General features: G+C 44.9%; 9 protein-coding genes and 1 pseudogene. 4 read left to right on the top strand and 6 right to left on the bottom strand.

The features are described from left to right. Positions 1-22: 22 nt before the first annotated feature. From KCTCHS21_RS07375 to KCTCHS21_RS07365, 3 genes are all read right to left on the bottom strand, one after another. Positions 23-703, bottom strand: a complete 681-nt coding sequence (locus KCTCHS21_RS07375) for a CpsD/CapB family tyrosine-protein kinase (RefSeq protein ID WP_130606377.1) — start codon at positions 701-703, stop codon at positions 23-25. After that, positions 687-1,442: a YveK family protein gene (locus tag KCTCHS21_RS07370; protein WP_130606375.1), complete on the bottom strand. Its 756-nt coding sequence runs from the start codon at positions 1,440-1,442 to the stop codon at positions 687-689. The genes KCTCHS21_RS07375 and KCTCHS21_RS07370 overlap by 17 nt, the downstream gene beginning before the upstream one ends. Positions 1,443-1,518: 76 nt before the next feature. Further along, entirely contained in the window at positions 1,519-2,301 is a 783-nt protein-coding gene (locus KCTCHS21_RS07365) for a tyrosine-protein phosphatase (RefSeq protein WP_130606373.1), read from the bottom strand. 1,989 nt (positions 2,302-4,290) lie between these two features. Between KCTCHS21_RS07365 and KCTCHS21_RS07360 the strand changes: the two genes are divergently transcribed. Continuing rightward, on the top strand, positions 4,291-5,325 hold the full coding sequence (locus KCTCHS21_RS07360) for an ABC transporter substrate-binding protein (protein ID WP_130606371.1): 1,035 nt from the start codon (positions 4,291-4,293) through the stop codon (positions 5,323-5,325). A 126-nt stretch (positions 5,326-5,451) separates the two neighbouring features. After that, complete coding sequence (locus tag KCTCHS21_RS07355) at positions 5,452-7,065, top strand: helix-turn-helix domain-containing protein (protein WP_130606369.1); 1,614 nt, start codon at positions 5,452-5,454, stop codon at positions 7,063-7,065. Positions 7,066-7,418: 353 nt separating this feature from the next. Here KCTCHS21_RS07355 and KCTCHS21_RS07350 read toward each other — a convergent pair whose 3' ends face one another. Continuing rightward, positions 7,419-8,768, bottom strand: a complete 1,350-nt coding sequence (locus tag KCTCHS21_RS07350) for a glucose-6-phosphate isomerase (RefSeq protein ID WP_130606367.1) — start codon at positions 8,766-8,768, stop codon at positions 7,419-7,421. A gap of 476 nt (positions 8,769-9,244) precedes the next feature. On the opposite strand from KCTCHS21_RS07350, the pseudogene KCTCHS21_RS07345 reads away from it, so the two are divergent. Together KCTCHS21_RS07345 and KCTCHS21_RS31640 are read left to right on the top strand one after the other, a co-directional pair. Continuing rightward, positions 9,245-10,126: pseudogene (locus KCTCHS21_RS07345) on the top strand (NAD(P)-dependent oxidoreductase); the annotation flags it as partial. Beyond that, positions 10,109-10,507 (top strand): PilZ domain-containing protein, encoded by a 399-nt coding sequence (locus KCTCHS21_RS31640; RefSeq protein WP_269472764.1) that lies wholly within the window; start codon positions 10,109-10,111, stop codon positions 10,505-10,507. The pseudogene KCTCHS21_RS07345 and the gene KCTCHS21_RS31640, both read left to right, overlap by 18 nt. Positions 10,508-10,613: 106 nt before the next feature. Here KCTCHS21_RS31640 and ppnP read toward each other — a convergent pair whose 3' ends face one another. Continuing rightward, complete coding sequence (ppnP, locus tag KCTCHS21_RS07340; protein WP_130606363.1) at positions 10,614-10,928, bottom strand: pyrimidine/purine nucleoside phosphorylase; 315 nt, start codon at positions 10,926-10,928, stop codon at positions 10,614-10,616. Between the two features lie 20 nt (positions 10,929-10,948). Further along, a complete protein-coding gene (gene tkt / locus KCTCHS21_RS07335) occupies positions 10,949-12,961 on the bottom strand; it encodes a transketolase (RefSeq protein ID WP_130606361.1) in 2,013 nt (670 codons plus the stop codon). Positions 12,962-13,171 lie beyond the last annotated feature (210 nt).

Raw genomic sequence — 13,171 nt, 5'->3', positions numbered from 1 at the left:
CTGAAGTGACCGAACAGGCGCTTCAATTGCCATAATAATAATAGGGGCCGGCTTCTATACCTTTTACTTGATTTAACACCACGCCGAGCAATCGGGCTTTGACGAATGACAGCTGCTCCTTCGCTCGAAGCGCTAAACCTCGCTTTAATTCTCCAGCCTTTACTACTAGAAGAACTCCATCGCATTTGGTAGACATGATTTGCGCATCACTCACGGCGAGCACTGGCGGCGTATCTACAAGAATGAGATCGAACTGATCTTTCAGTTGACTAAGCAGCTGATCCATCTTATTCGATGCTAGCATTTCAGCTGGATTGGGAGGAACTGAGCCCGCAGTCATTACGGATAGCCCCTTCACGTGCGTCTTCTGAATAGCCTCATCTGTTGTGCAATGCCCTGTCATTACTCCTGTTAATCCATTCCTGTTGGATACACCGAAGGCTTGATGAACTGTCGGCTTGCGCATGTCCGCATCAAGGAGCAGTACCTTGCATTCAGCTTGAGCATAAGCAATAGCTAGATTATTAATCGTCGTCGATTTGCCCTCTCTAGGTGAAGCTGAAGTGATCATCAATGTCCGAATAGGTTCATCCAAACCGGAATATTGCAGGTTCGTCCTTAAGGTTCGGTAAGCTTCGGCAATAGGTGATTTGGGCTCTGAGTCCGTGATCAGCTTTTTCTTATTTTCAGTTAGCTGTGACACCGTATGTTTCACCCGCCTTCTTCTTGTTCTTGGATAATCCCGATCCTGCTTGCTCCTTCGGAGTCCTTATCGTAGGAATGGCAACCAGTGTTGGTAGCTCCAGAACAGCAGTAACATCTGCAGCATTCTTAAGCGTATCGTCGAAGAAATCGAGCAACAGTACTGTTCCAATACCGCATAGCAGGAAAAGAACGAAACCAACTGCCACCTGGAACTTACTATTCGGTTTGAATGGCACAGGCTGCTTGTTTACATCAGCTTCATTGAGTAAATAAACATTATCGACCTTCATGATTTTCGGAATTTCCTGCTGAAAGACGGCCGATACCTCGTTGACGATTTTGGCAGCCTTCTTATAATTCTGATCCGCATAGGAGAGCGTGACCACTTGAGTACCATTAACGGAATTAAAGCCGATCTTGCTAATGAGCTCATCCGAGGTAGTACCAAGCTCAGGGTGCTCTGCGACAATATCCATAATTGCTGGAGTGCGAATAATTTCTTTGTAGGTGCTGATCAGGCTAATATTCGAATTAATTAAGTTTAGGTCTAGCTTAAAGCCCCCAATCTCGGAGCCGGAATTCACGATCAGCTTGGTGGATGCTTTATAGACTGGCTTTACGAATTGGGTCGAGTAAATACCAACTGCTAACGTGCCCAGTATCGTAATCAAAGCGACGAGCCACCATTTCTTGCGTAATACGGTCATCACTTGTTTCAAGTCCAACTCGACATTCACGGCTGAGCCTCCAATCTTCTTGCTGTACCTTAGTCTCCTCTTCTCAAGACCCCTTTCATATGATTTCAATTCAGATCTACTTTGCCCGTGCCATCCAACCAAACAGCTTGGACATAGACATCGACCTTGCTATAGGTGATATGTTGTCAATCTGTTGTCCAGCAGCTAGTTTTCTTGCATTTTCGATATAAGTGCTTTTCCAGCTTGTCCCTAACCTTTTCTCGACCTTCTCATAAGCCGCTCTAAGCTGAAAGGGTCTCTTCACAGCATCATGAGCATCCGAAGCGATAAAATGAGCCAAACCTTTTCTGCATATATTCAAAGCAGCCAATTCCGTCCGTGTTCCAAATACACCTGTAAGCGAATGAGAGGTGATTTGGCATAATGCTCCCGATTCGACCAACGGGCGAAGAAGCTCTGGATTATCGGCAATTTCACGGTTTCTTTCGGGATGAGCCAGTATAGGTGTCCAACCTAATACGGCTAGCTCATGCAATGTATCCTCTAGAAAATCAGGGATGCTCGACGAAGGAAGCTCTAGTAAAACATAAGATGTGCCTTCCAACGGAAGAAGCTGTCCCGAGTAAGCCTCTTGAATAAGCTCGGGGCATACGCGAATTTCCTGACCAGCGCGGACCTGCAGAGGGATTCCGGCTTTGCGAAGATGTATATTAAATTGGACGACCGCCTCAATGACTTTATCCCGCCCATTATCGAATGGAGCTCGAAGGTGATGAGGCGTTGCATATATGATTTCAATTCCCTCCTTTGCTGCGGAATGTGCCAGGAATAGCGATTCCTGAAGCGTCTTTGGTCCATCATCCAACCCAGGCAATAGGTGACTGTGTAAATCGATCAAGTGTCACTCCCCTTTCCAATGGCTCCTTCCAACATTATGTCACACATCTTTTGGATGAATAGAGAGAGGAAAGGCATGGTCGCCTTAGATCATTTCGGTTATTTTCAGAAAACGGCGGGAAGGAGTTATTGCCCAATAATGATGGATACTAACTATTAGTTGATCCAATATCTGGGGGCTTTATTTCCGAGTAAGCTTATACCATATTCATTAAATGGATAATTTAGTTAATTTATTGGGTGAGGGAATTGTGACTGAGGAATGGTGCCATAAACTTGTCTTTTGCTTACACAGCCTAGTACGAGCTCGACTCTTCAGCCTTGACTAGACGATTATTCCAATTGCTTTGCAGGGACTTACGGCACCTCTTTCTATTGTATGGTTCTTCCGGCATGGACGAAGTGTTTCACTCACCCCCTACACTCTATCTTAGAAATAATTAATAACCCTCTAATACAAGGCTTAGGATATAGGCCTACATGTTCAGAGAGCCATTTACCTCCTAGATAACTTGTAATTTCTGTAAAATAACTCTTCATCACCCACCTTCCCATGTGACTATGTGCTCTAATGTTAAGGCGACATTAAGCCTACATCACAACTAGATTAAGTCTTCCTAAAGACAATCTAAAGTCTACCTAAAGACATCGACACCTCGACAATATATAAACGGAGGAATTCCGCCCTTGTCGGAATATAGTCCTAGCTTTAGCTCGTAATCAGGATTATTTATCTACCTGTTAGAAGCGAAAGTTAAATTTCTATGAATTCTTTCAGATATAAAGATGCCAAGCAGTTTATAGTAAACTCTGCTTAGCCTCTTTAATGAAAGGATGATTCCGCACTTACCACATTAGAAGCCAATTGTACTCAACCACTCGAACCAATATCCCCTTCGCTCAGGCAAGACTCTCCTCTTATTTCCTTGCGTTGACAATGTCACGCATACCTCGTTGCTCGATAATATCGTACATCTCTTATCAAACATGCCGCATCCTGACTTCGTTGCTCGATAATATCGTACATCTCTTATTAAACATGCCGCATCCTGACCTCGTTGCTCGATAATATCGTACATCTACCTCCAATCGTGCTTCATCCAGACCCAGTTACTCGAAAATATCGTACTACTCCCTCCAATCCTGCCTCTTTCAGACCTCGTTGCTCGATATTATCGTACATCTCACTCCAAACGTGCCTCATCCTGACCTCGTTGCTCGATAATATCGTACATCTCCTATCAAACATGCCTCATCCTGACCTCGTTGCTCGATAATATCGTACATCTCCTATCAAACATGCCTCATCCTGACCTAGTTGCTCGATAATGTCGTACATCTCCTATCAAACTTGCCTCGTCCTGACCTCGTTTCTCGAAAATTTCGTACATCTCTTATCAAACATGCCTCGTCCTGACCTCGTTGTTCGAAAAAATCCAGAGTGGTGGAGATAAGAGGAAAGACCGACTAAATCGAGTTACTGGGGCACATGAGTGGTGGAGATATGAGGGGAGGCCGACAAACTCAGGTTACTGGGGCACGTGAGTAGTGGAGATAAGCGGAGAGACCGACTAACTCAGGTTACTGAGGCACGTGAGTGGTGGAGGTAAGCGGAGAGACCGACTAACTCATGTTACTGAGGCACGTGAGTGGTGGAGGTAAGCGGAGAGACCGACTAACTCATGTTACTGAGGCACGTGAGTGGTGGAGGTAAGCGGAGAGACCGACTAACTCGAGCTACGAGGGGTACATTTCCCTCCATCCACACGGAGGGAGTTAGCCATACGTAGCATGAACAAACTAACCCCTTATTCCTTTTATCTACTCTGCAAGCCATCAATCACGCGTTTGGATAAAACAATAACCAATGAATGGACATTGAACGGCTGGCACAAGGTGATATAATAAGCAATGAACGAAATGAGAATGATAATCATTACTATTTTTTATTATTTCGTTACTTCAACGCTTACATAGGAGTGTGTCAAACATGGAAAGACTAGAAGGATCACGCAACATTATTCTGAAGGGATTAATTACTCTTCTAATTGTCATTACGGCGCTCGCGGGATGCAGCAAAGCTCAAGATGAGAAGCCAGCTGCAGAACCGACGAATCAAGGGGATGTAAGTAACACAGAAACAAACACGGAAAATAAAGAGAGCGAACAGCCTAGCACAGTTGAAACGCGAATCGTTACGGATCAATTTGGAGATGTAGAGATTCCGGTCAAACCGAAGCGTATAGCTGCTATTTATCTTGAGGATTATCTTGTAGCTCTAGGCGTTGAACCGGTAGTACAGTGGTATCATCCAACCTGGGGAAAACAAGATTATCTTAATCTAAGCGTTCCTCAATTTGATATTACAGGTGATATTGAAGCGCTACTTGCATCAGAACCCGATCTTATTATATCTGATGGCTACGCAGATGCGGCCAAATACGAGAAGTATTCTAAGGTAGCTCCAACTTACCGATTGACTGACGATATTCAGAATGGCAGCACAACAGAAATCCTAAGCAAAATTGCGGATATTATCGGTATGCCCGAAAAAGCAGAGGAATTGCTGAAGGACTACGATCAGAAAATTGCAGATATGAAAACCAAGCTGCAAGCAAAAATCGGGAACGAAACCGTTGCCGTTCTACGACTTAATGTAGGTGAGCGAGATATCAACTTACTAGGTATCAAAAACAGATTTGTAGGATCTATTTTATACAAGGAACTGGGTTTGACTCCGCCGAAGCTAGTTGCTGACATGGACAAGTTTATTGATACCATATCCATGGAGAAGCTACCTGAGCTTGGTGCGGATCATATCATTATTCTAACTTCCAATGGCGCATGGTCATCACCTGAGAATGAAGAGGCTGTCAGTGGTTTAATGGATAGTCCAATTTGGAAAAGCATTCCTGCAGTTAAGAACGGTCATGTGTATCAAGTGGACCGCACTTACTGGCAAACTGGGGCTTTCTCGGCCAACCTCCTCAAGCTGAAAGACTTGGAAAAGTATCTGCTAAAATAAACCGTTTTAGTCTCTTTATTTAACTTAGCGAGAGAGCACTTCAACTTCATTGTTGAAGTGCTCTCTCTATTATCGTTATAATGGTTAAATGATAATACTTCTCAATACAAGAGGACGGTTTGATCTATGAATGAAGAAGTATCGCAAAAGGCTGTTTCTCCTACCCCGATCTATCATTTAACCGAGATTGATTATATGAAATTTGCACCTCATCAGCAGCTTAGAGCGCAGAAGAATGAAAACTATCAATTGATAGTTTTCATATCTGGTGAAGGGCGACTCATCCTAGACCAACTAGGCCACCCACTAGAGCGAGGCAAATGCTTTATCGTCGAACCAGGAACATCGGTCTCAATCGAAGCGGGCAAGAAAGGTCTTGAATGGTATCAATTAACATTCGAGGTGCTGCATATCGGAAAGCTCAGATCATCTTCTGAGGAATTTCAGTCGCGTACATCATTTCCTTGCGTTGGAGAAGTCGAATGTGTTCCTTTTTCCCGCTGCCTAGAATGGGTTGAAGGACTTTATGATTATTACCAATCAGAAACGAGCGATGAGTTAGGCTTGTTTGATCAGCATATACGTTTTCAAGAGCTGCTTCGTTATATATTTCGGAATAACCTCTCGAGTTCCCTTGTTGAAAATAGTCGTCAAATCGTGGAGGCGACGATCGAGCAGCTACAGCGAGATTATAGCGACATATGGACGGTGGAGCGGATGGCGGAAACTGCCAACATCGGCCGCTGGCAATACACACGTTTATTTAAGGAAATAACAGGTCAAGTTCCGCTGCAGTACTTATCAGATATCCGAATCAAGCAGGCTAAGCATCTTTTGCAAGCAACAGACGACCGATTGTTCGATATCGCCCAGAATATCGGATTCGGCAACGAGTTTTATTTTAATCGCCGTTTCAAACAAACTGTCGGACTCTCACCGGGTCAGTATCGTCGTCATTACCGTGAGGAAATCCGTGTATTTGCCCCTTTTATGGAGGATTATCTCTTGGCTCTCGGCGTAACTCCAGTCCTTCAAGCCTCTCTCTCTGAGTGGGGGACACAATCCTATCTAGGACTCGATCATATTCCTGCTGTCGTACTGTCCAATAAACCTCAAGCCCCTTTAACTTGTAAAACGGATTTTATTATGGTCGAGCATGGTTTTCCTGAAAAATGGAATTGCGATCTCTTCGAGAAGCAGGTTCCCATATACAGGATGCCCGATATCGGCGAGAGCTGGCAGGAAACCTTGCGAACGGTTGCGGATCTGATCGGAATAGGTACGAGCATCAAAGTAACTGAGGTTATTGATAATTATGAACGTAAAGCAGAGTTAGCTCGAAAAAAGCTTAATGCCATTCGAAATCAAACCGTTGCTTTTCTGAGGATAAGCGCGGAGTCCATTATTTTATATGCCGGTCCGGACAAGGGCTACACGGGTCCAATTCTATACAAGGATCTGGAATTGACGCCACATCCACTCGTTAAGCAATTAACGAACGGCGAAAGAAGAGCTGAGTTAGCTCCAGAATTGCTCGCCCAATTGGATGCTGATCACTTGTTTGTGACCTTCGAATTACCCGAGCATACGAAAAAGAAGCTGTTTGCCACTTCTGTTTGGCAGTCGCTTCCTGCTGTTATTCATAACCACGTTTATGAGGTCGATTTTCTCAGTTGGATGAATTATGGGATCCTCTCCCACGGCAAAAAAATTGATGACGTGTTGCGCGTGCTTGCTTAATGGGAATGACAACGACGGAGAGGTATTTAGCAAGCCTCTCCGCCTATCTCCACCACTCACATGCCACAGTAACCCGGATTTAGTCGGCACCTCCGCTTATCTACCTCTCACACTTGCCACAGTAACCAGAATTAGTCGGCATCTCCGCTTATCTACCTCTCACACGTGCCACAGTAACCCGATTTAGTCGGCATCTCCGCTTATCTACCTCTCACACGTGCCACAGTAACCCGATTTAGTCGGTATCTCCGCTTAGCTCTGTCCGCACACTCCCCCATTGGCCGTAAAAAAGCCAGAGGCTACCGATAATATACCGGTAACCTCTGGCTTTTCTCTAATTTTACTATAAAATCCTACAACCGTGCTTCCAGAGCTTTCTTCTGTTCCTCAAAGCCTGGTTTGCCAAGCAACGCGAACATATTCTTCTTGTACGCTTCTACTCCTGGTTGATCAAAAGGATCAACGCCAAGCAGATATCCGCTTACGCCACACGCGATTTCGAAGAAATAAACCAAGTATCCGAATGTATATGGACTCGAATCCGGCAGGTTCACAATCAGATTCGGTACATTGCCATCGGTATGTGCAAGAAGAGTTCCAAGGAATGCCTTCTTGTTAACGAAATCCAACGTTTGACCAGACAGGAAGTTCAGACCGTCAAGGTCGTCCTTGGTGCTCTCAATGGTAATTTGCTCGGCTGACTCACCAACCTGCAATACAGTTTCGAAAATAATACGGTTACCTTCTTGAATGAATTGTCCCATGGAATGGAGATCCGTGGAGAAATCAACCGCTGCTGGGAAAATTCCTTTGAAGTCCTTGCCTTCGCTCTCGCCGTAAAGCTGCTTCCACCACTCCGATACGAAGTGTAGTCCCGGCTCGTAGTTAACAAGAATTTCAACCGATTTACCTTTACGATACAACGCGTTACGCACAGCAGCGTATTGGTATGCATGGTTTTCCTTCAAATTAGGGTTGTTTAATTTCGTTGCCGCATCTTGAGCACCCCTCAAGATCTCTTCGATATTGATGCCTGCAGCAGCTATTGGCAATAGTCCAACTGCTGTCAGAACAGAGTAACGTCCGCCAACATCGTCTGGAATTACAAATGTTTCATAGCCTTCCTCAGTAGCCAGCACCTTTAATGCACCACGAGCTTTGTCCGTTGTTGCATAGATACGTTTGCGAGCTTCTTCCTTGCCATATTTCTTCTCGAGCGCTTCGCGGAAAATACGGAAAGCAATAGCCGGCTCCGTAGTTGTTCCCGATTTCGAGATAACATTGATGGACCAGTCCTTACCTTCAAGGGCTTGAAGAAGGTGAGTTACATAAGTGGAGCTGATATTGTTTCCTGCGTAAAAGATTTGTGGAGTCTTGCGTTGCTCCTTCGACAGTGTGTTGTAGAAGGAATGCTGCAGGAACTCAATTGCTGCACGAGCTCCGAGATAGGAGCCGCCTATTCCAATGACTACAAGCGCCTCGGAGTCGGATTGAATTTGCTTTGCAGATTTCTGAATACGTGCGAATTCTTCCTTATCGTAATCGAAGGGAAGGTTAATCCAGCCTAGATAATCAGAGCCCGCCCCAGTTCCATTATGTAATTGCTCATGCGCCAGCTTAACTGCTGGTGCCAGGTAATCAATCTCATGCTGCCCTACAAATTGTAGCGCCTTGGAATAATCGAATTTAATATCTTTACTCACATCTATTCTCCCTTTCATGACCACAAGCGGTCTATGCATGTTAGATATAGAATACTGAATAAATGAGTCCGACACAAGCAAGGTTCGATGAAGGTTTGATGAAGATTCTCAGGATTTGCTAATTATCTACCCTTTTACCGCGCCATCAGCCATTCCTTTGATAAAATACTTCATCGATTAATCCTGCTTCCTCTAATTCCTTAGGGACATTTCCCATAAACCCAGTTAGTAAAAATATCGTCCAGCGCATTATTCATTATGTCGACGAGCACTATATGAAGGATATTGCTATTGGGACACTGGCCGGCAAATTCAACAAAACCCCTAATTATTTGAACACACTGTTTCATAAAAGGAATGGGGTAACTTTTGTCAAATACTTAACAAGTACGCGATTATTTATGGAGCATTTCAAATGTTATCCTTCCGAAATTCGGGAAAGAAATGGATAATAGTACATAAAAGGAGACGATTAGATGAAAACAATCGGATTTATCGGACTTGGTACGATGGGCGAGCCAATGGCTGCCAATCTCATACGCAAAGGTTATTCCGTACTCGTGTACAATCGGACCCCAGGTAAAGAAGAGCAGCTGATTGAGCTCGGTGCAGACGTTGTCGCTTCCCCACTTGAAGTAGCAAAGAGAGTCGAAGTAATCATTACAATGATAAGTAATGACCAGGCGATAGAAGAGGTTTATTTCGGTGAAAATGGTATTTTTAAAACGCTTCAGCCCGGAACAACTATCATCGATAACAGCACCATTTCTCCAACCTTAGCTAAAAGATTAGCTACTGAGGCGACCAATCGCTTTTGTGATTTCATTGATGCTCCGGTAACAGGTAGTAAGCCTGCAGCAATTGACGGTACTCTCTTGTTCATGGCAGGAGGCGACAAGCAGACGATTGACGACAACCAGGATATTTTTCTAACTATGGGTCGTGAGGTTATTTACATGGGAGAGCATGGAAGCGGGGCCACTGCTAAGCTTGCCCATAATACAATCGTCGGAATTAATGCGGCCGGTTTAGTTGAAGGTATGGCCATTGCTGCTAAGAGCGGTATTAACGTCTCCTCGTTCCTCCGTGTTGTACAGGCGGGTGGTGCTGCAAGTAAACAGGCAGATTTGAAAGGCCAAAAGATTATCGATCACGATTTCAGCGTCCAATTTTCTCTTTCCCTTATGCTTAAGGATCTTCGCCTGTCCTCCGTGTTAACGGATAGTCTTGGCGTATCCACCCCTATGCTAGAATCGGCTAAGAGCCTCTTTCAGCTTGGACAAGCAGCAGGCTACGGGGAGTCCGATCTTGCCGCGCTTGCGTACATTTATGAGAATTGGATTGGCAAAAAAATCGGGGATACAGCTACTGCTACTGCACCTGTTAACGATGAGAAAAAGGTAGACGAAAGAAGAAAAAAAGTACGGCTGCCGCTAGATATCCCTCTTATGATGTCCATCTATCAATGGGAAGGAGATGGAGCGTTCACCGGCCAATCCGTTAATGGCTACTTACGTGACTTATCCGAGGATGGAATACAAATTGAATCGGACTTCCCACTTGAAAGAGATATGTTCATCGTTATCCACTTCATTCAGAAGTCGGAGCTGCCTCCAATGACTGCTAAGATTATCCGCATCGAACGAAATAATGGCTCCTTCAAATACGGCTGCATGTTAACGGCTCTGCCTCTCTATCAGCGTATTCAGCTGCAGGAGTACATTGCTAGCCAGTCTTGATAGCCCAGATAGCTCAAAACAAAAAAGTGGTGATACGGGATTAACCCTGTACCACCACTTTTTTTGATTTAATAATCGTCTACTGTGTGTGTTCAGTAGATTAGTCTTAGTCGAGATAGGAGCAAATATAGTCGGTTACCGTCTTAATCTGCAGCTTGAAGCTGGAGTTAGCTGGCACTTCGAACTTAGTCGGCTCTGTAATTACGAGCCATTCCTCATTGCCTGGAAGCAGCACGGAAAGCTCTCCAGCTTGAATATCCATTATTTCCTTTTGCGCAGTACCAAACTCATATTCACCTGGAAGCATAATTCCAAGAGTGATCTTAGTTCCGTCTTCGAGGATAACCGCACGACTTGTTACTTTGCCATCGAAGTACACGTTGGCTTTCTTAACTACAGAAACATTGTTGAATTGTGGCATCGTTTTCCCCGGCTCCTCTATTACAGTAATTTTGTGAATTGAGCTACAACATTCTCAACCGTAAAGCCATATTCTTTAATAACACGATCGCCCGGCGCAGAAGCTCCGAAAGTAGAGATACCGATGATAGCGCCGTTGTCTCCAACATAACGCTCCCATCCGAATGGATGAGCCATCTCGATAGCTAGACGTGCTTTAATGGATTTAGGCAGGACGCTTTCCTTGTAGCTAGCATCTTGCTTCTCGAATAGATCAAAGCTTGGCAAGCTAACGACGCGAACGTGAACGCCTTGCTCTGCTAATGCTTTCTGGGAAGCAACAGCAAGCTGTACTTCCGAGCCCGTTGCGATCAGGATACCTTGTGGCTGTCCATTAGCTGCTTCGGATACGATATAACCGCCTTTAGAGATTGTCTCACGAGCAGTAGCTGTTCCTTCGAGAATCGGTAGGTTTTGGCGTGTAAGCACCAAAGCTACTGGATTATCGTTGTTTTGCAGCGCGTAAGCCCATGCAGCAGATGTTTCATTGCCGTCAGCAGGACGAATGACTGTCAAGCCTGGGATAATACGGATTGAAGCCAGTTGCTCGATCGGCTCATGTGTAGGGCCATCTTCACCGACCGCGATGCTATCATGTGTCAAGACGTATACAACCGGAAGACCCATAATCGCAGCCAAACGAACTGCAGGACGAAGGTAATCTGTGAATACGAAGAACGTTCCTCCATATACTTTCAACCCGCCATGAAGCATAATTCCGTTCATCGCAGCTGCCATTCCGAATTCACGTACTCCGAAATAGATATTGCGTCCGTCGTAGCTGCCCGGCTTGAACAGAGACAGATCCTTCAGATGAGTCATTGTGGAGCTTTCCAAGTCAGCAGATCCGCCCACAAGATAAGGAACATTTTTCGCTAAACCATTCAGCGCATTACCCGAAGCAACACGAGTGGAAAGCGGTTTGTCTTCTGTCGTATAAACAGGTAGGTCTGCATCCCATCCGCTTGGCAATTCGCGAGCAAGTGCAGCTTCGAATTGAGCAGCCAGCTCCGGATGAGCTGCTTTATATTGTTCAAACAGAGTATCCCATGCCGCGTTCGCTTGCTCGCCTGCTTGTTTAACTTCAGCGAAATGAGCGCGAACTTCTTCTGGAACATGGAACTCCTCGTGCGGCCATTCATAGAAGCTTTTCGTTAACTTGGTTTCTTCTGCTCCAAGCGGAGATCCGTGAGGTCCAGCGTGACCGCCTTTGCCGCCTTTGTTCGGGGAGCCGAAGCCAATTACTGTTTTCACTTCAATTAGTGTTGGTTTGCTAAGATCCGATTGCGCCTCTGCAATTGCATTCGCCAATGCGCCAAGATCGTTGCCATCTTCAACGCGAATATACTGCCAGCCATAAGCTTCAAAGCGTTTGCCAGCATTCTCAGAGAAGGAAAGATTTAATTCGCCGTCCAAAGAGATATCATTGGAATCGTAAAGAACAACCAGCTTGCCGAGCTTCATATGACCAGCCATTGAAGCGGCCTCGGAAGAAATACCCTCCATCAAATCGCCGTCTCCACAGATGGAGTAAGTAAAATGGTTAATAACATTATAGTTATCACGGTTATAAGTAGCAGCCAGTTGTGCCTCAGCTAATGCCATACCAACAGCCATTGCAATACCTTGGCCCAATGGACCTGTAGTCGCATCAACACCAGCCGTATGTCCGAATTCTGGATGTCCTGGAGTTAAAGAACCCCATTGACGGAAGTTTTTGAGCTCTTCTAATGGAAGATCGTAGCCGCTTAGGTGAAGCAACGAGTACAATAGCATGGAACCATGTCCTGCAGATAGAACGAAACGGTCACGGTCAATCCACTGTGGACGTGATGGATTATGCTTCATTGTTTTCGCAAATAATTGGTACCCCATCGGTGCAGCGCCCATCGGCATACCGGGATGACCTGATTTTGCCTTCTCGATGGCATCGATAGAAAGCGTACGTATTGTCGTTACGGATAATTGGTCAATTGCGTTAGTGCTAACAGTCATTGAAAAATACCCTCCTATGTTCTATTCACGTACGTTAACTGCTATTTAGAAGAGAAACGTACAGTAATAACTCCATTTTAAACGAAATTTATGGATCTTGTTCATTGTAACATGGACTTTTTTGGATTACCACAGCATGTCCGTACAAGTAGCTGCAACCATTTCACCCAATTCATCCATACTAAATTGCCGCCTGGACCAACTATTATC

The organism is Cohnella abietis, assembly GCF_004295585.1.
GTDB classification, from domain to species: domain Bacteria; phylum Bacillota; class Bacilli; order Paenibacillales; family Paenibacillaceae; genus Cohnella; species Cohnella abietis.
Note: the sequence above shows the minus strand (reverse complement) of the source record. Positions and strands in the feature narration are given on the sequence as shown.